This window comes from Fimbriimonadaceae bacterium (assembly GCA_019638795.1).
Classification (GTDB): domain Bacteria; phylum Armatimonadota; class Fimbriimonadia; order Fimbriimonadales; family Fimbriimonadaceae; genus JAHBTB01.
On record JAHBTB010000001.1, the window covers coordinates 664,458 to 683,941 of the forward strand.

General features: G+C 63.9%; 15 protein-coding genes. 4 read left to right on the forward strand and 11 right to left on the reverse strand.

What is annotated here, in order from left to right; genetic code table 11:
- Window positions 1-2: 2 nt before the first annotated feature.
- The 5 genes from nuoL to nuoG form a co-directional block, all read right to left on the reverse strand.
- Entirely contained in the window at window positions 3-2,180 is a 2,178-nt protein-coding gene (gene nuoL / locus KF857_03240) for an NADH-quinone oxidoreductase subunit L (GenBank protein ID MBX3110999.1), read from the reverse strand.
- Window positions 2,181-2,549 carry an NADH-quinone oxidoreductase subunit NuoK gene (gene nuoK, locus KF857_03245; GenBank protein MBX3111000.1) on the reverse strand — a complete coding sequence of 123 codons (369 nt, stop codon included), beginning with the start codon at window positions 2,547-2,549 and terminating at the stop codon, window positions 2,181-2,183.
- 1 nt (window position 2,550) lies between these two features.
- Complete coding sequence (locus KF857_03250; GenBank protein ID MBX3111001.1) at window positions 2,551-3,075, reverse strand: NADH-quinone oxidoreductase subunit J; 525 nt, start codon at window positions 3,073-3,075, stop codon at window positions 2,551-2,553.
- An 84-nt stretch (window positions 3,076-3,159) separates the two neighbouring features.
- Window positions 3,160-4,548: an NADH-quinone oxidoreductase subunit H gene (locus KF857_03255; GenBank protein ID MBX3111002.1), complete on the reverse strand. Its 1,389-nt coding sequence runs from the start codon at window positions 4,546-4,548 to the stop codon at window positions 3,160-3,162.
- 41 nt (window positions 4,549-4,589) lie between these two features.
- A complete protein-coding gene (gene nuoG, locus KF857_03260) occupies window positions 4,590-6,731 on the reverse strand; it encodes an NADH-quinone oxidoreductase subunit NuoG (protein ID MBX3111003.1) in 2,142 nt (713 codons plus the stop codon).
- A 136-nt stretch (window positions 6,732-6,867) separates the two neighbouring features.
- Here nuoG and KF857_03265 point away from each other — a divergent pair, with 136 nt between their 5' ends.
- From KF857_03265 to KF857_03280, 4 genes are all read left to right on the forward strand, one after another.
- A complete protein-coding gene (locus KF857_03265; protein MBX3111004.1) occupies window positions 6,868-10,242 on the forward strand; it encodes an exo-alpha-sialidase in 3,375 nt (1,124 codons plus the stop codon).
- A 124-nt stretch (window positions 10,243-10,366) separates the two neighbouring features.
- The gene (gene sufB / locus KF857_03270) at window positions 10,367-11,887 is read left to right on the forward strand and encodes a Fe-S cluster assembly protein SufB (protein MBX3111005.1); all 1,521 of its coding nucleotides are present in this window, start codon (window positions 10,367-10,369) and stop codon (window positions 11,885-11,887) included.
- A gap of 96 nt (window positions 11,888-11,983) precedes the next feature.
- A complete protein-coding gene (locus KF857_03275) occupies window positions 11,984-12,604 on the forward strand; it encodes a DUF1326 domain-containing protein (protein ID MBX3111006.1) in 621 nt (206 codons plus the stop codon).
- A gap of 61 nt (window positions 12,605-12,665) precedes the next feature.
- Complete coding sequence (locus KF857_03280; GenBank protein ID MBX3111007.1) at window positions 12,666-13,154, forward strand: MarR family transcriptional regulator; 489 nt, start codon at window positions 12,666-12,668, stop codon at window positions 13,152-13,154.
- Window positions 13,155-13,161: 7 nt separating this feature from the next.
- Here the strand turns inward: KF857_03280 and KF857_03285 are convergent, their stop codons facing one another.
- The 6 genes from KF857_03285 to msrB all read right to left on the reverse strand — a co-directional run bounded on the left by KF857_03285 (window position 13,162) and on the right by msrB (window position 19,447).
- Window positions 13,162-13,368, reverse strand: coding sequence for a hypothetical protein (locus KF857_03285; protein MBX3111008.1), 207 nt, complete (start codon window positions 13,366-13,368; stop codon window positions 13,162-13,164).
- The gene (locus KF857_03290) at window positions 13,365-14,135 is read right to left on the reverse strand and encodes a prepilin-type N-terminal cleavage/methylation domain-containing protein (protein ID MBX3111009.1); all 771 of its coding nucleotides are present in this window, start codon (window positions 14,133-14,135) and stop codon (window positions 13,365-13,367) included. The genes KF857_03285 and KF857_03290 overlap by 4 nt, the downstream gene beginning before the upstream one ends.
- 150 nt (window positions 14,136-14,285) lie before the next feature.
- Window positions 14,286-15,620: an MFS transporter gene (locus KF857_03295; GenBank protein ID MBX3111010.1), complete on the reverse strand. Its 1,335-nt coding sequence runs from the start codon at window positions 15,618-15,620 to the stop codon at window positions 14,286-14,288.
- A 43-nt stretch (window positions 15,621-15,663) separates the two neighbouring features.
- Window positions 15,664-17,049, reverse strand: coding sequence for a Gfo/Idh/MocA family oxidoreductase (locus tag KF857_03300; GenBank protein MBX3111011.1), 1,386 nt, complete (start codon window positions 17,047-17,049; stop codon window positions 15,664-15,666).
- A 4-nt stretch (window positions 17,050-17,053) separates the two neighbouring features.
- Complete coding sequence (locus tag KF857_03305; protein ID MBX3111012.1) at window positions 17,054-18,880, reverse strand: CocE/NonD family hydrolase; 1,827 nt, start codon at window positions 18,878-18,880, stop codon at window positions 17,054-17,056.
- A 36-nt stretch (window positions 18,881-18,916) separates the two neighbouring features.
- Window positions 18,917-19,447, reverse strand: coding sequence for a peptide-methionine (R)-S-oxide reductase MsrB (gene msrB / locus KF857_03310; GenBank protein MBX3111013.1), 531 nt, complete (start codon window positions 19,445-19,447; stop codon window positions 18,917-18,919).
- Window positions 19,448-19,484 lie beyond the last annotated feature (37 nt).

The following is a 19,484-nucleotide window of genomic DNA, read 5'->3' on the forward strand; positions in this document are numbered from 1 at the left end:
GGTTAGTTCCCCGCTCCCATTCGAGAAAGTAGATAGATGACATAGAAGATGAAGGCGACCACGCCCGCCTGCATAAGCAACGCGTAGCCCCGGACATAGCCCCGCTGGGTGCGGCTGAGGAGACCCCCGAACATCTCGGCGATCCGCCCGGCGGCGTTGACCAGGCCGTCGACCACCCACTTGTCGATGCCGGCGAGAAACGCCCCGAGCTTGGCCCCGCCCTGGAGCGAGAAGTCCATCATCGCCGCGTCAATGCCGAACTGCCTCCCGGCGCTGACCCGCCAACGCTTCCACTTGGACATGTCCCACGATTCATCGTCTGGGAGCGACTTGTAGTACTTGAGGTAGCCCAGCCCCACGCCGCCGATGAAGACGGCGATCGAGACGCCCAGGATGACAGACTCGGGGACCGCCCCGTGATGGGCCTCGGCCAAACCGGGATACAACCAGTGCTCGAAGTTGACGATGTTCTTGAGCCATATCCCACCGACCACGGAGAGGGCCGCCAAGACCACGAGGGGAAGCCACATGCTGGGCGGCACCTCGTGGGGGACATGGGTCTTGTCCAAAGAATGGTGGTGTTCGTGCGGTTCCGCCAGTTCCCGCGCCTTCATCTCGGCGTCGCTATAGAAGAACCCGTGCGGGTCCTCGTGGTGATGGGCATGGGCATGACCATGGTCTTCGTGGTGCGCGTGAGCGTGGTCGTGACCGTGTTCGGGCTCAATGGACTTCCACCGTCCCTCGCCACTGAAGAACGTGAGCAAGGTCATCCGTGTCATGTACGCGGCGGTGAGGAACGCGACGGCGAACCCGACCCAACCGGCGATCTTGCCTGCGAAAATGCCCCAGCCCGGGACGTGGAGCAGGACCGGCGAATTGACCGCGGCCCCGAGGATCTCTTCTTTGCTCATCGCGCCCGAGAGGAACGGCACACCCGAGATCGCCGCCCAGCCGATGATCATCGTCGCCCCAGTGATCTTGAGGAGTTTCACCAAGCCGCCGTAGTTCCGCATGTCTTGGTTGTGGGCCATGGCGTGGATCACCGCGCCGGCGCCCAGGAACAGCAGGGCCTTGAAGAAGGCGTGGGTCGTGACATGGAACATGCCCGTCCAGTAAGCGCCGACTCCACACCCGATGAACATGTAGCCCAGTTGCGACACGGTCGAAAAGGCGAGGACCTTCTTGATGTCGGTCTGGCCGAAGGCGATGAGCGCGCCGAGCAAGGCGGTGAACGCGCCGACCAAGGCGATGATCGCCCCGACGGTGGGCGACGCCTCGTAGAGAGGCGACATGCGGTTAAGCAAGAAGACGCCCGAGGTGACCATCGTCGCAGCGTGGATGAGGGCCGAGACCGGGGTCGGGCCGGCCATGGCGTCCGGCAGCCACAGGTAGAGCGGGAACTGCGCCGACTTGCCCATCGCACCGATGAACAGGCACATCGCCGCCATCATCGCCATCTGCGGGTTCGCATCGAAGAGGAGCTTCGCGTTGGGAAGGAGCACGTCGAAGCTCAACCAGCGCGGGTCGGCGACACCGATGATGTTGCGGTCTTGGCTGGCTTGGAAGATCAGCAAGAACATGCCGATCGTGAAGCCGAAGTCACCGATGCGGTTGACGATGAACGCCTTGTTCGCCGCCTTGGAGTTCTCGACGTCCTTGTACCAAAAGCCGATCAGGAGGTAGGAGCAGAGGCCGACACCCTCCCATCCGATAAAGGTCAGGACCAGGTTGTTGCCCAGCACCAGGCACAGCATCGCGGCGATGAAGAGGTTGAGGTAGGTGAAGAACCGTGGGTAGTCCTTTTCCTCCGCCATGTAGCCGGTGGCATAGAGATGGATGAGCGAGCCGATGCCGGTGATGATCAGCACCATCGTCATGCTCAGGGTGTCCACCCGGAACTCGAACGGGATGTGGAGCGAACGGATGTCGATCCAGTCAAACAGGGTAAGGACGACCGTGCGCTGGTCAGGCGGCAGGTTGTGGAGCTTGCCGACCAAACCCACCGCGATGGCAAACGCGATGGCCACCGGGATGACGGCCGCGAAGCCCATGACCCGCTTCCCGACTTTGTCGCCCAGGTTGTCGACGACGATCTTGCCGGCCAGGCTCTGCCAGAGGAACCCGAACACGGGCAGGATGAAGATCCACCAGACGGAACTGAATGCTGCGGCGTTGTCCATCTAGTTCCTCAGGGTGCTCATGTCGTCGACGTCCACGTCGTTGCGGAGGCGGAAGATCGCCATGATGATGCCGAGCCCGACCGCTACTTCTGCGGCGGCCACCGCCATCACGAAGATGACCATCATCTGGCCGGTGATCGCCGCCTGGTAGGCCGTCTGGGCGTTCAGACCGGGGTAGACGCCGTAAGCGGCGAATGTCAGAAACGTGAGGTTGACCGCGTTCAGCATCAACTCGATGCACATGAAGACGACGACCGGGTTCCGGCGGACGACGACGCCGACCCCGCCCAGGCAAAACATCACCAGCCCGAGGGCGAGGTACCAAGTCACGGGGACCGTGCTGACCAAGGAAGCGAGGGGGAACGTCATGTCAGATCCTCCTCTTCGCCAGCATGATCGAGCCGACGATACCGACCAGCAGCAGGACAGAGACGATTTCGAACGGCCACACGTAGGCGGTGAAAAGGTTGAGACCGATGGCCTGCGGCGAACCGAAAGCTGGGCCGAGGGCCGAGTCTTTGGGACTGGGTGCGGCGACCACCATCGCGCCCTGCGGCGCGATCACGGTCACGTAGATGCTGAAGGCGAGGACGGCGCTGAAGAGAAGCCCCAGCATCACTTTAGAGTCCTGCTTGGCCGGCTTGCCAAGGGCTCCCTGCCGCTTCAACATCATGATGACGAAGAGGAACAGCACCATGATCGCGCCGGCGTAGACGATGATCTGGGTGATCCCGATCAGTGGGGCTCCCAAGGTGAAATAGAGGAACCCGAGGACGAAGAAGTTCAGGACGAGGCACAGGGCCGACCTGACCGGGTTGTCCAACAGGACGACTCCCGCCGCTCCAACGACGGCGACCAGTGCCAGGGCCATGAACGCCAACTGACCGGCGCTCACCACCTTCCTCCCAGTTCCACTTTGTTCACTCTTTGTCCTTCCTCAAGGCTAGGCGGGCCGCCTCCCACAGCGGCCCGGCCCAGATCACGAAACTTTGTTCGGATCGACCATTTTCACGCTCCGGGGAGCGGGGTCGACCAGCCTGACCTCACGTTTTTGAATGCCGGGCGTCGTCGCCTTCGCCATCCCCACGACGTTGGTGTAGAGCACGAACAGCACGACAAACGCGGCGACGAGCGAAGCCCATCCGCCGACCGGGCCGAAAAGTTGGGTGCAGACGACCCAAAGCCCGACGACGATGAAGTTGGCGACGCCGAGCGGCAGGAGCGACCGCCATCCCAGGCTCATCAGTTGGTCATAGCGGAGCCGTGGCAGGGTGGCGCGGAGCCAGATGAAGAACGTGATCCCCGCCGCCTGCTTGGCAAGGAACGCCACGGGGCCGAGCCAATAGTTGGCGTAGGCAAGCCCACGGAAGAGTCCTTCCATCTGGGGGTACATCAACGACAGTTCTTCCCAGCGGAACGGCATCAGGTTCGACCCGCCCAGGAAGACCGCGGCAAAGACGCCACTGAAGACGAACATCGCGGCGTACTCACCCATGAAGAACACCGCGAACTTCATGCTCGAGTACTCGGTGTGGTAACCGGCGATGAGTTCGTTCTCCGCCTCGGGCAAGTCGAACGGGGCGCGGTTGGTCTCGGCGATCATGCAGATCACAAAGATGACCGCGGCGACAAACCCGTACGGGGTGAAGATCGCCCAGTTCTGGACGCCGTTCAAGAACCCCCACAACGGCCCTTCTTGGAAGTGGACGATGTCGGAGAGCCGCATCGAACCGCTGGCCATGACGACGCAGGCCAGCGAGACCGCCATGGCGAGTTCGTAGCTGATCAACTGCGCCGAGGCGCGCAGGCCGCCCATCAGCGAGTACTTGTTGTTGCTCGCGTAGCCCGCGAGCACCACGCCGTACACCCCGAGCGACGAGATCGCCAGGATGTAGAGGATGCCGATGTCGACGTTGGCGACCGGGGTCAAATAGGAGAACAACCCCGACACCGGGTGCGGGTCGAACGGGAAGTGGAGCGACGCGAGGGGCAATGTGCCGCCCAACGCGAACGCGGGAAACAGCGCCACCGCAGGCGCCGTGAAGTAGACCAGTCGGTCCACCGCCGAGGGGGTGGCGTCTTCCTTAAAAAACAGCTTCACGCCGTCGGCAATGGGTTGCAAGAGGCCGAAGGTGCGGACCTTCTTGCCCTGGAGAAACGGGATAGGAAAGTTCGTGGGGAAAGTGACCGTGCCCGTCCGGTTCGGCCCGATCCGGTCTTGCATCCAACTCAGCAGACGCCGTTCCCACCAGATCAGCCCAGGGACGAGCATGAGGATCGGGACGACGAACAGCAGCACCCGGATGAGCCCCAGGACGACTGGCCCGGCAGGGCCCAACGGGCCGGTTCCGTCTTGCAGAGCTTTCAACCAGTCGATGATCAAGGCGACCTCACTTTACCTAGCGACCCTCACAACCCGCCGAGGGTCTGGGCCAGCTTTTCCAAGTCGTGCGGCGATTGGCCCCGGCGAGGGAGCAACGCCCCGCCGTCCTGGACCTTCTCCGCGTCCAGCGACGCAAATTCCGTCGAGGCAGCCGCGATCAGCTGACGGGCGTCTGCCGGGCTGAAGACCGGGTCGGCCCCAGACCTCGCGCCAAATTCTTGGGCGACCTGCCATTGCGCCTTGGCCTCCCCGGGGGCGGCGAGGATCGCCCCCATCCGCTGGACCCGCCGCTCCGAACTCGTGTAGGTGCCGTCCTGTTCCGCGGGAAGGGCCAGTGGCAAGAGCCACGAAGCGAACTCGGCGCTTTTGGTCGGGCGGAAGTCGCTGACCACCAGGGTCTCGACGGCCTCTAGGGCGCGTGTCACCAGGTCCGCGTCACCCAGGTCGAAGGCGTCGACCCCGACCAGCCAGAGGGCCTTGACCTGCCCGTTGGCTGCGGCTTCAAAGACGCCCCGGGTGTCAAGTCCGGTCACTGGCGCCTTCGCCCCGCCGGGCAAGGTGTCCGGGAGGCACCCGAGGGCGGCTGCCCCCTCCGAGTTCGCCTTGGGGCTCATGCAGAGGAAGGTGCGCCCGGTCTGGTGCGCGGTGACAGCGAGGATCTCGCTGGCGGCCGTGGCCAGGCGGCGGGTGGTGACCACGGCGCCGGCGTCGCCCAACGACTCCGCGGCGGCCCGCAACTTGTCCGCAGGCACCCCGGTCGCCTGCTCGACAAACTCAGGGGTGAACTTGCCGTCGGCCCGGACGAGCAATTGTCGCAGGCCAGCGGCCACAGTCGCGGCGGTCCCTTCCCGATAGCGAAGGACGACGTCGGCGAAAGAATCGACCTCGGTCGGACTGTCGTGGGCGATGACGACCCGGGCCCCATGTGTGAACCAGGCCTTGCGCACACGAAGGAAGGTCATCGGCTGCTCGTCGGCCAGGCTCGCGCCAAAGACGAGGACGGAGCCGCAGTGCTCCAGTCCGGCGATCGTCCCGCCTACCGGGTCGAGTCCGTACTTGTTCTCCAAGCGGTCTTCCCAAATGGCCCCACGGCCTGGACGGAAGTCAATGTTGGCGGTGCCGAACGTCTCTCGGGCCAGCTTTTGGGTCAGGAACAGCGACTCGTTGGAGAGCGCCGCACTGACAAGGACGGCGACTTCGGCCCCCTTGCCTTTGAACGCGTTGAGCACGGCCCCACTGGCGTCGGCCCAACTCGCCGCCACGAAGGCGTCACCGTCGCGCTGGTAGGGGGTTGTCAGGCGGTCGGAGACATTGTAGAAGTCGTGGCCGAACTTGGTGCGGTCACACGTCCACTCTTCGTTCACGTCCTCGTTGGTGCGCCCGTTGATGCGGACGAGTTTGCCTGCCCGGTGGTCAAACCAGATGTTCGTGCCGCACGGGGTGACGGTGCAAATTCCTGGGGAGGTCTCGAGGTCCCATGGTCGGGCACGGAACCGGTACTTCGCCGATGTCAAAGCGCCGACCGGGCAGATCTCGATGACATTGCCGCTGAACTTCGACTCGAAGTCGGTGAGTTGGAACGTCGACGGCTGCATGGACGCGCCACGGAACCGGAACGCCAACTGGCTGTCACCAGAAATCTCCTCGGTGAACCGGACGCACCGGCCGCACTGGATGCAGCGCTCCAGGTCGAGCGTCACGTACTGAGACAGGGGGTAGGCCTTGGGCAAGTGGCGCTTCATCTCCACGAACCGGCTTGTGGAGGGGCCGTAGGCCAAGGTGTTGTTCTGCAGGGGGCACTCGCCGCCCCGGTCGCAGATCGGGCAGTCCAACGGGTGGTTGACGAGGAGGAACTCCAACACGCCCTTGCGGTCGCGCTTCACCGCGTCGGTCTCGGTGTAGACCGCCATGCCCTCGCTCACGGGCAGGGTGCAGCCGGCCTGCGGCTTGGGCATCTTGCGGATTGACCCGTCTGCCTGCTTGAACCCCACTTCGACGAGGCACATACGGCACATGCCGACGGGCTTCAGCCGCGGATGGTAACAGAAGATCGGGATCTCCAAGCCCAGCCGCTTGACGGCCTCGACGACCAGCTCCCCCTTGGGGACGACAAGTTCGATGTCGTTGACCGTGATCGTCACGGTCTCGGTGCTGACGGCGGCTGCCATGGATCAGGCCAGCTTTTACCCGAAAGGCAGACCTCCTGGCTTGGTCAAAGGTTGGACTAGCCCCAGGTTTCCGCGGCCGCCAATGACTGGTATCCTGCGATAGGCTGACGATGTCGTCAGTGCCGGGGAAACCACCATGAACCGTCGTTGGACCGTTGCCGTCAGGACTGTCGCGGCAGCCGCTTTTTCATTCGTCTGGAGTGTCGCGTTCGCCTCGTCGACTGACGCGGTCGGGCTCAACATCAAAATCAGCCTCAAACCAGGTGCCGACCATAGCGCGGTGCTGGCACTGGTGAAGGAACACGGCAGGGTGGTCCGCGACGACGCCCACGTCGTCGTCATGCGGTTGAACGACCCCGAGTACTCACTCCGGATGGTCTTGCGCCTGAAGGGCCGCCCCGAGGTCACGGGCGCCGAACCCATGGCCCCTTCCCTGCCCGCCGGTATCGTCCAACGCGCCGGGGTGGACGAACTTGCCAAGGTGATCGCCACCTATAAGGAGGCCTGGGAAGGCTACGAAAAGGCCGGGGGCAAAAAGATCGGTGGTGAGGGAGAAGGTGAGGAGAACGAGACTCCCGGCCTCGAATACCTTGAGGCCTACCTGCAGTTCAAACGGCAGCGCGCCTACCCCGAGCAACAGATCGACCTCACCGGGTTCGAGCAAGCCATGCTCCGGCGCACCGGCAAACGGCAGCGGTTCGGGCAGTTTTCCCTCCGACAGCAGATCGAAGGCGGTGGTTCGGGTAGTCCAGGACTCAAATACTTCGACTACATCGGCCCACGGAACCTTGCGATCCCCTACCGCACCTACTACGGGATCACCCCGTGCAACGGCCGTGTCGGGGCCATGGCCTTCGACCCGACCGACAACCAGACGATCTACGCGGGTGGCCCGAACGGCGGTCTGGCCAAGTCCACCGACGGCGGGGTGAACTGGCTCCCGCTCGGCGACACCTGGCCCACCATGGGCGTCTCGTCCATCGCGGTCAAGCCGGACGAACACAACATCTTGTTGGTCGGCACGGGCGACTGGCAGGGCGGCAATGTCGCCGGCTTCGGCATCATGCGGTCGGCCGACGGCGGCGCGACCTGGGACAACGTCGGCGCCAGCGTCCTCGGGACTCGACCGGTCTCGTCCATCCTTTTCGACCCGCAGGACAGTTCAGTGGTCCTTGCCGCCGGCTCAGGAGGCGGCTCGATCGCCCGGTCGATCAACGGCGGCCAGTCATGGGCGCCCGTCACCGGCGGTGGCGGTGGCATCACGACACTGTCGTGGAACGCGGACAACACCGTCGTGTGGGCCGGCACCGAGTCGGGCACCCTGAAGAAGTCGACCGACCGCGGCCTCACCTGGTCGGACGTCGGTGTCTCGGGAACCAGCGGCGAACTGCATGTCGCGGCCTCGAAGACCGCACCAAACACTCTCTATGTGCTCGCCTCCAGCAGCGAAAAAGTCCTGCGCTCCACAGACGCTGGCGCATCCTGGACCGACCTGACCTCCAGCTACATCAACGGCTACAACTGGAGCCAGGCCTGGTACGACCGGTACATCGCGACCACGGTCGTCCAACGCACGGGACAACCCGCCGCGGACGGCGTCGTGATCGGCCTCATCGACATCACGTTCTCCAAAGACGGCGGCACTACCTGGCGCAACGCCGGCGGGTCGAACTGGTCGGCCACCTACGACGGCACCGCCATCACCCACAACGACCAGCATTGCTTCGCCGTCAACCCGGCCAACCCCAACGAATGGCTCGTCGGCAATGACGGCGGTGCGTACCGGGCCGTCTACGACCCCGACGCCGACACCCTGACGTACACCGTCTTGAACCGGCGTCTTGGCTTCACCCAGTTCTATTCGCTGGCCGCCCACCCGACGAACAACAACTACGCGATGGGGGGCACCCAAGACAACGCCACGCCCCACAGCTTCGGGAACCCCCTGAGTTGGGGCAACCCGGGCGCTGGCGACGGCATGGGCTGCGCGATCAACCCGTTCAACCCCGCCAACCAATACCACTCGGTCTACTACCAGTCCATTTACCGCACGAACAACTCGTTCAACAGCCAGCAGGACATCAGCCCGGCCCTCACCGGACAGGCCAAGCCGTTCGTCGGCGAACTGTGGATCGACCAGAACAACGGGCGTTACCTCTACTGCAACGCCGACTACCTGAACCGGTACGACGCCCAGACCAACACCTGGACCGAGAAGGTCGGGAACCTCCAGTTCGCTGGCAACACGACCATCGTCTCGACGTTTGCCGTCGCGACGGGCGACAGCAACACGATGTACGTCGGCACCGGCAACGGTCGAGTCTGGCGCAGCACCGACTTCGGGGCGAACTGGACGCGGATCGACGGACAGGGTTCTGGCCTGCCCAACCGCTACGTGACCAAGGTGCTTGTCAACCCAGCGAACAAGAACGACGTCCTCGTCACGGTCTCTGGCTCGGGCACCGACCACGTCTGGCGGTGCACCGACACCTCGGCCGGGACGCCGGCCTGGGTTTCGGTCTCAGGTTCGGGGGCGACTGGCTTGCCGAACGTGTCGGTCAACGACATCGCCATCGACAACCTTGACGCGAACACCTGGTATGTCGCCACCGACATCGGCCTGTGGCGGACGCGGGACGCCGGCGCCACGTGGGACGACTACGGTTCGACCGCGGGTATCCCCAACACCCAGGTCAACAAGCTTGTCGCCGTGCCGGGCTCCAAGGCCCTCTTCGCCGCCACCTACGGGCGCGGCATGTGGCGCCTCAAGGACGACGGCATCCAGATCACCGACCTCACCGCCAGCGCGGCGGTGATCACCGGTGGCGAGTCGGGCACCGGCACGGTGACGTTGGACAGCTTTGGCCTGCCCACCGGCACGCCGGTCCAACTCTCCAGCAGCGACCCGGCCACGCTCCAGGTCCCCGTCAACACCCGGGTCCCGTACGAGAGCCTGGCCGGCACGTTCCCGATCACGACTTCGAGCATCTCGGTCGGCAAGACGGTGACGATCACCGCGACGGCCGGCAACTCGAAGGCGACGTTTGACGTGAGCGTGGTGCCGCCCGGACCGATCCATGCTGACAGCGTCACCCTGGACAACGGCGACGTCTTCACCGGCGACCTCACGAGCACCTTTGCGACCGACTACCAGTACCTCTACTGGCAGCCTCATACATTGGCCATGCCCACAGGTGGCGTCTTCGGTGCCGCGATCCCGACGTTCACGCCGACCAAACTGACCGCCGTCGCGAATGTCCGCGTCCAAGGGCGCGGGACCCTTGTCGGCCTCTTCCAACTGTGGGACTACACCAAGTCGTCGTGGAAGACGGTGCAGTCGACCGTGATGAACCGGGCACGACAGTCGGTCACCGCGACGGTCACGAACAACGCCGCCCACTACGTGGACCCGGCCACCGGAAGGGTCAAGTTCCGGTTCCAGGTGTACAGCACTGCGCTGCGCCTGCGGTACTTGGCCGGGGTGGACTCGCTCGAGTTCCGCGTGAACTGACCGGGACCCGGGCGGGCCGTCTGGCCCGCCCGGCCCGCCTCTTCCTGAGGAGCCGGATTGGGCCCAAGTACACTAAATGGCACAATCAATACTGTTCGGTACAGTTTCCCACTCCGAGACCAGCATGACTGACAACCAGACCGTCCCCCAGACTGACGACGAACTTCTTGAGCACTACGCCGAGACGGAGTACAAGTGGGGGTTTGTCAGCGACGTCGACGCCGAGACTTTGCCCCCCGGCCTTGACGAAGACACCGTGCGGTTTATCAGCGCCAAGAAGGGCGAGCCCGACTGGTTGCTCGACTGGCGGCTCAAAGCGCTCCGCCACCTGCAGACGATGTCCGTCCCGACATGGCCGAACGTGGAGTACGAGCCAGTCGACCTCCAGTCCATCTCGTACTACTCGGCCCCCAAGAAGAAGCCGAGCCTGGACAGCTTGGAGGACGCGGACCCTGAACTGTTGCGCACCTTCGAAAAGTTGGGGATCCCCCTCCGCGAGCAGGAGATCCTTCTGAACGTCAAGGGCGCTGGTGAGGCCCATGCTTCTGGTGAGCCGGCGTCGGGTGGGGTCGCCATCGACGCGGTGTTCGACTCCGTCTCGGTTGTGACGACGTTCAAGGAGAAGCTCCGCGAGGCAGGGGTCATCTTCTGTTCCATCAGCGAGGCCGTGCGCGAGCACCCGGACTTGGTCAAGGAGTACCTGGGCAGTGTCGTCCCGTACAGCGACAACTACTTTGCGACCCTCAATTCGGCGGTGTTCTCCGACGGTTCCTTTGTCTATGTCCCGAAGGGCACCCGATGCCCCATGGAGCTGTCGACGTACTTCCGCATCAACGCCGAGAACACCGGCCAGTTTGAGCGCACCCTCATCATCGCGGACGAAGGGGCTTACGTCAGCTACCTGGAGGGCTGTACCGCTCCTAAGCGGGACGAAAACCAGCTTCATGCCGCGGTGGTGGAACTCGTCGCCCTCAAGGACGGTGAGATCAAGTATTCGACGGTCCAGAATTGGTATCCCGGTGACCGCGAGACCGGCAAAGGGGGCATCTTTAACTTCGTCACCAAGCGCGGCATCTGCCGTGGCGACCGGGCCAAGATCACCTGGACCCAGGTCGAGACCGGTTCGGCGATCACCTGGAAATATCCGAGCGTCATCCTACGCGGGGACGACTCGATCGGCGAGTTCTATTCCGTCGCCCTGACCGCCCACCGCCAGCAGGCCGACACGGGCACAAAAATGGTCCATATCGGCAAGCGCACCCGCTCCACCATCGTGAGCAAGGGCATCAGCGCCGGTCGGGGACAAAACACGTACCGGGGACTCGTAAAGATCAACGCCGGGGCGGACGGGGCGCGAAACTACTCCGTGTGCGACTCGATGCTTATGGGTGACCGGTGCGGTGCTCACACCTTCCCCTACATCGAGGTCAAGAACAACACCGCCAAGATGGAGCATGAGGCGACCACGAGCAAGATCGGAGAAGACCAGCTGTTCTATCTCGCCCAACGTGGCATCAACGAAGAGGACGCGGTCAACATGATCGTGAGCGGCTTCTGCAAGGACGTTTTTCGAGTCCTCCCGATGGAGTTCGCCGTCGAGGCGCAAAAGCTCCTCGCTGTCAGCCTCGAACACTCCGTCGGTTAACCAGACAGTAGACGGATCCTGAGGAAGTCCAGGTATCGTGGCGCTGATCGGGCCGCCCATTCTTTAAGTTTTGCGGCCTGAGCATGGAGATAACCTATGAGTATCCAAGTCATGAACCTCCTTGCGCTTGCGGCGGCGACGGTACCGGGCGCGACTAAGGCCAAACCGTTCCACTATACGGGCTACTACGCCGAGGCCTGCAGTTGCTCGGCCCCCTGCCCGTGCGAAATGACGGGTGTCACCAAGGGGTGCCTGGGTGTCGGGGCGTTCGCCTTTGAGTCGGGGTCGTACGACGGCATGAGCATCTCGGGATGTCGGGCCGCCTATGCCACCGGGCCTGGGGAGTGGGTGCTGATCTACGTGGACGCGCCGACTCCGGCCAAGAAGAAGGCGCTCACGGCCATGTTGACGGCGGTCTTGAGCGGGTTCGGAAAGATCGAGGCGGTGAAAGACGCCAAAGTCGCCCTGACGAAGCGTGGCGACCATTACTGGTGTTCGATCGACGGCGGTCGGATCGGTAACTTTGAGACGACGCCGGTCCTTGGACTGGACAACAAGACACCGCTCAAGTACTCGAACGTCAAGGACCCCCTCCATCCCGTCGTGATGCAAGGCAACAACGTCGAGACCCACTTCAACGACGGTGGCCACTCGTTTGACCTGAAGGACAGCAACGCCTTCTTCAACGGGTCGATCAGTGCCAAGGGCTCAGTCTGATGAGCCGGCGGGCCCAGGGGCACATCGGTAAAATATCGGTTCGTAAATGGACTCTGGGCCCATGAATCTGACGGAGGCCATCCCCGTGAAACATCGCGCCCTTCGGGCGATGTTGCAGACCTCGGGAAGGATCATCCGGACCGTCTCGAAGAGACTTGACGACGCCGGACATGTCTCTGCCGAGGTGTACGACGTTCTCGTCACGCTCGAATACGAAGCCACCCACCGGATGCGCCTGAGCCAATTGGCCGACGAGATCGTGCTCAGCCGAAGCGGGCTTTCCCGGCTCATCGACCGCATGGAACGCGACGGGCTCATCCGCCGAGAAGAGTGCCCCGGCGACCGCCGGGGCACATATGCCGTCCTCACCGAGGCCGGACTGGCCGCGCGTCAAAGCGCATGGCCCACGGTCGAGGCCGAATTGGCCGAGCTATGGAACAACCAGGTCACCGAAGCAGAGGCGGCCAAGCTCCTCAAGATTTTCTCAAGGATCACGGTTACTCCGGCGGAAGGTAGCAAAAAGCCGTCGCGCAAGGCGACGGCCCTTTGACCGGACATCACTCCTGACTGGCCCTAGGAAAGCCGCCAGGCGGGGGTGGAGGCGGCCCCTTGGCACTCGACATCGGCGTCTTGGGCGGACCGCCCGTGGAGGGCGGCGGCGGCGGGTTCAGCATAAAGCCGAACACCACCAGCACCACCACGACCACGAGGGAGACCACCGCGACCACGGCCGCGGTCGAGAGGGGCTTAGCGTCCCCCTTCACTCAGTCGCGCTCCAATACGACCCCCAGAAGCGCTGCCGGGCGTCACGGTAGCCGTCCCAGAAGTCTTGGCCCGGGGCGTTATAGATCTTCCCGGCCGGTACCCGGCCCGCGTGGCCGTCGGCATACGAGACGATGTTGCCGTCGTTGTGGCGGACTCGCGCGGCATAGCACTGGTTGGCCCAGAAGTCATTGGGATCCGTGTAGTTGGGTTCGATCGCCGAATAGTTGACAAACCCAAACCATCCCCAGCGCGTGTCGCCGGGCCACGTCGTCGTCACAAACGCGGCGCGCTCGGCCAGGTTCTCTTGACTGCTGAGGTTCCGGTTGTAGACCTTGGTCGGCCACGGGTTGGTCCAGTAGCCGAAGAGCCCGAAGATGTTGGCGCTGAGGTTGTGGTAGTGGATCCAGTCGCCCCAGTACTCGCCGGTCATCGTGATCGGGCCGAGGTCGGCGTCACTCGGGCGGGCTTCGGCGGCGTCCCACATGATTTCGCGGTTCTTCATGTAGGGGTAAAGCCGCTGGAGGATCGTCACTCCGTAGTTGCCGTCGGGCAGGAACGACTCGACCTGGGCGGTCATGTCGTCATAGTCGCTGCCGTACATCTGCAGGGCGAGACCGACTTGCTTCTGGTTGGAGATCGTCGCCGCAGACTTGGCGGCCCGCTTCGCCTGGGCAAAGACCGGGAACAGGATCGCCGCCAAGATGGCGATGATCGCGATCACAACAAGAAGCTCGATCAAGGTGAATGCTGAACGTCGATTGCTCATGATAAATGCCTTCCCGTGGCGGGACGGTAGTCTTGGTCACGGGGCAGGGAGTTCCCTCCCGACCATAAGTTACGAAGCTGGGGGCCACGTCTGGCGGCACCATATCCGCCCCCCGCTTGACTGTTTCGACTGTCAGGAAACTTCGTTCGGTCAATCAGCCAAGACGGCAGACTTGGTCTCCACGATGAAGGGCACCACGAACAAGCCGAGCAAAGGAACGACGGCCACCCATGCGATCGCCTGAAGGGGCTGGGACGACGACTTCATCACCAGCCCCACGAGCGGTGGGCCCGCTGCGGCGACGAACCGCCCGGCGTTGTAGCAAAAGCCCGCGCCGGTGGCGCGGAGCCGGGTCGGGTAGAGCTCGGGCAGGTAGTAGGTGAAGCTGCCGAAGACACCAAAAACCGTCAGCCCCATGAAGAAGAACATGGAGAGGCGCACTTCGTCGGGCGCCGGGGCGCCGTACGTCGTGAAGATAGCGGCCGCCGAGGCGACAAAGTAGATGAAGTACATCGGTTTTCGCCCCATCGTCTTGGCAAAGACCACGGTGAGGAGCGTCCCGAGCAGGCCGCCCACATTGAACCACGTGGTCGCGACCGCCTTCCATTCCTCGATGAGCATCTGGGTCGCCTCCTTCCCCAAGCCCTGGGCGGTTGCCCGGGCCTGGGCCAGCAAGGTCGCCACCTGGGGGTTGAAGGCGTTGCACGCCCACCACATGACCAAGGCGACCAAGGCCATTCCCAAGCCGCTCCATGTGACCCGGCGGAACTCAGGGGTGAAGAGGTCGCGGATCCCCGCCCGGGCCGCCTCGACCGCATTGCCGCTCCACTTCTCGGGCTCCTTGACAAAAAGGCGCACCAGGAAGGCCACCGCGGCAGGCACCAGACCGAAGAGAAACACCGTGCGCCAAGACGTCTCGGGGCTGCCCACCAGATGGACGCCCTGGACCTGGTGCGTGACATATGTGGCCAGGAACAGGCCCGCCGGGGCGCTGGTGTAGAGAATCGCACCGGCCTCGACGCGGCGCTTCTCGGGGACCACCTCGGCGACCATCGCCGCGCCCGCCGCCCATTCCCCGCCGATGCCGAGGCTGGCGATGACGCGACAGACGACAAGAAACGCCATGTTGGGGGCGAAGGCGCAGGCGGCCGTGCCCAGGGCGTACATCGCCATGGTCAGCATCAGCGCCTTTGTCCGTCCGATCCGGTCGGCGACCCGTCCGAACAGGATGCCGCCGACACCCCACCCGACCAAGAGCAACGAGGTCAGGAGGCCGATCCAGAGCGATGTCTGCTCCTTGGCCTGTTGGGTACCGATCGGGATGCCCAGCAACGTCGGCACGCAGTTCGGCGCGACGTAGTTGAACAGCAAGCCGTCGAAGACGTCGAACCCCCAGCCGAGCCATGCGGCAAAGAGAACCGTCCACTGGTAGCGGCTCATGCCCCAGAAGCCAGGCCGATTGGCGACGCCGGTGTCGCTGTCCATGGTCCCGGCAGGTTAGCCCAAGACCACGGACGCGATCAACTCTCTAGTTGCGGATCGGGCGGCGCAAGAACGTCTGGTGGCCTTTCTTCCACTCGCCCCGGGTGAAGTCCGGGAACTTGAGCGGCACCGAACCATGGGCCACGGAGATCTCACTGAGCGGACCGGGCACGCTCCAAGCCGCCGCTTCGTAGACGTCCATGTCCGGCACAGTGCCCTGCCGCATGCACTCGACCATGCGGTAGGCCATGATGAAGTCCATACCGCCGTGGCCCCCGTTCTTGCGGGCCATCTCGCCGACTTCCTTCCACAGCGGGTGCTCCCACTCGTCCTTGTATTTGTCCAGCGGCACGTATTCGTCGTTGCCACCGTCGAAGTAGATGCGCGGCGGGTAGTCCTCGAATATGCCCTTGCTTCCCTGGAGCATGTTGATGCGGCTGTACGGACGACAGTTGCTGACGTCGTGCTGCAGCATGATCGTCTTGCCCATCGCCGTCTTGATCAAGGACGTGTTGACGTCGCCGCAGATGTACTTCTCCTTGCGCTTGGGGTCGCCTTCGGGGAACTTGGCTTTGACGTACTCACTGAGGCCGGCCTCGGGCGAGCTCATCGAGACCATGTAGTCAAAGCGGTCGTACAGGTGGTTGCCGAAGTAATTGCCCACCGGGGCGAGCCCGTGGGTGGGATAGAAGTTGCCGTTCCGCTTCATGTGCGGGAAGCGACGCCACAGCGACTCGCCCGTCCCGTTGGTCAGCACGTCGCGCAGGTCGTGGTCATAGGCCGCCCCTCCATGCAGGGGGACGCCGAAAAGGCCGGCCTGCACCATGTTGAGGACCATCATCTCGGCATGGTCATAGGTGCAGTTCTCGATCATCACGCAGTGCTTGCGGCTGGCCTCACTGGCCTCCACCAGGGCCCAGCAGTCCTCGATCGTGTAGGCGGCGGGAACCTCGGTGAAGGCATGGTGCCCGTGCTTCATCGCGCTCAGGCAGACCGGGACGTGCCAATCCCACGGGGTGGCGGTCAAGACGACGTCGAGGTCGTTTCGGGCGCAGAGCCTCTCAAAGTCATGGTCGCCCTTGGTGTAGAGTTCAGGCCGCTTCTGACCACGCTTCTCCACCATGTCAGCCCCGCGCTTGGCGTGCTTCTCGTCGATGTCGCAAATGGCGGGTACGTCCACGTGTCCTGTCGCCAGGAAGTCGCTGAGCAGGCTGGTCCCGCGTCCGCCCACGCCGACAAACCCGATGCGCACGCGGTCGTGCTTCTCGAACGGCACGCCCAGCATCGTCTTGTGCTTGGTGGCGGGCACCTTGCCCGTGTCGGGGACCCGTGACTGGGCTCCGACCAACGAAGGGACAGCTGCGGTGGCCGCGGCGACGGCCGAGGTCTGTAGCAGGCTGCGGCGGCTCATTCGGTCAGATTCGTTCGACATAGCTCTAGTTTGAGGATAGCAGAGGAAGGGTCACCCTCGTCGGGGTCGTCGGTCCGTAGAGGATGGATTGGACGGCCTTGACAAAGTCTTTCTCCTGGGCGTGGTAGATGTCGCAGAACGTTTGGGGGTTCCGGTCGATCAACGGGAACCAACTGGACTGGACCCTGACGACGAGGCGCGTCCCCTTCTTCCAGGTGTGGAAGACGTCGTTCAGCCGGAAGTGGACTCGCTCCACCTTGCCCGGCGCGAGGGGAGTCGGCCGCGAAAGGCTCTCGCGGTACTTGGCCCGCATGACGTCGCTCCGGATGAACTTGACCGCGGGGTCGTGGCCGGCCGTCTCGCCCTGCTCGCCCACCCGGACGACGAAGTCGGCGTCCGTCCCCGTCGATTTGACGTAAAGGTCGACGTCGATCGGCCCGGCGACGGTCACGTCCCGTCCAAGAGGCGGGGCCACCAGCGTCACCGTGTCAGCCAGTTCGGCGGGCAAGGGTTCCGGCAGCATGTACTGGGTGTTCCGGCCAGTCAGCTTGCCCGGATAGTAGGGGACGGGTTTGGCCGGGTCAGACGTGTAGGAAAAGTCGCCTCGCTGCTTGGGCCGCGTGAAGGAGAGCCCCCCGGGCGCCGCGTAAAGCGACATCGGCGTGGTGGCGGGTGGCCAAGCGGCGAACCGTCGCCAGTTCATGTCCGTCGTGTTGACGACACTCACCAGCGGCTGTCGACGAGTGGTGGCCCGGTGACCCCGCAACCGGTCGTCGAAGAACGGAAACTCGATCGACTCCTTGAAGGTCTTGGCGGTGTCCACCATCCAGTCGGGGAACGAGCCCCGGTTGGCCTCACCCAAGTGCCAGCACCCATGGAACCACGGGCCGACAACCAGATAGGCCTCTCCCTTGCCAGGGCGCGACCGCACCGCACGGTAGCAGGCCAAGGGGCCGAATTGGTCCTCAGCGTCATACCAGCCCGCCACCCACAGCATGTCCGGTCGGACGTTGCGCAGGCGGAGGGGCAAGCTCCGGGCCTTCCAGAAGTCGTCAAAGTCCGGGTGCTTGACCACGTTGTTCCAGAACGGTTGGCGCCCATGGAAGTACTCCTTGTCGACGTTGCTGAGCGGGCCCAGGCGGAGGAAGAAGTCGTAGGCGTCGTCTCCCCACGACACGGTGGCGGTCCGGGTGTCTTCCTCACTCGGGCCGCCCACCCGTCGGCCGGCAAATCCGGAAAAGAACCCGACGCAGTCTTGGAACATCAAGGCCCCGTTGTGGTGAAAGTCGTCGCCCCGCCACCAGTCGCCTGTCGGGGCCTGAGGTGAGACCGCTTTCAGGGCCGGGTGGGGGCACATGGCCGCCTCTGCGGCATAGCCTCCCGGATAGCTGATCCCCGCGACCCCGACCCTGCCGTTGTTCTTCGGCACGTTCTTGACGAGGAACTCGATCGTGTCGTAGGTGTCGGTCACCTCGTCGGCGTCCCTGGGGCCGGTGCGGGCCCCCTTGATCGGTCGCACGTCCTCGAAATCCCCTTCCGACATGTAGCGGCCCCGCACGTCCTGGTTGACGATGATGTAGCGCAGGTCGAAGAACTTGGTCGACGCCCCAAAATGCGGCCTGATCTTGTCCTTTCCGTACGGATGGCAACCGTACGGTGTGCGTTCCATGAGCATGGGGTGCGTCCGGTCGGGCCCGTCGTCACCTTGCTTCGGGACATAGACGGCGGTGTAGAGGCGGACACCGTCCCTCATCGGGATCCGGTACTCAAACTTGTCGTAGTGCGCGGCCCAATCTTGGGCGTGGGCCGCCGAAGCCAAGGCCGCGAGGAGGAGGCCGGTCAGAAGACGCATTCGGAGATCATATCCCCCGACCGCCAGGTCGGGCACCTACGACTTGTCCGGGACGAACTTCATTGATTCCGAATTGATGCAGTATCGGATGCCGGTCTTGTCGACAGGCCCGTCGTCAAAAACGTGCCCCAGGTGTCCGTCACACCGGGCGCACAAGACTTCGTACCGGGTCATTCCGTAGCTCCGGTCGACACGGAGCCACACGTTTTCCCGCTTGATGGGCTGGAAGAACGACGGCCATCCCGTGCCGCTCTCGAACTTGGCCGCCGTTGTGAACAGGGGCAGGCCGCACCCTGCGCAAACGAACGTGCCGGGCTTGTCCACATGAAGCAGGCCGCCGCAGAATGGCTTCTCGGTGTCCTTGGCGCGCAAGATCTTGTACTGCTCCGGCGTGAGCTGCTTTTTCCATTGCGCGTCCGACTTGACCACCTTGTCGGCCCGCTTCGGGCTGGCATTTTCGACAGTCAGGCCCGCGTAGGTCGTCGCCTTGGGGTCGTCTTGCTTAGCCTGGTGCACCGGCGCGGTCATCGTGCACGACGCCAAGGCGAGGCCCGCGAGAATCGACATGCCCATACCGTTCATGTTAGCGGAAATGCGTCAGGGA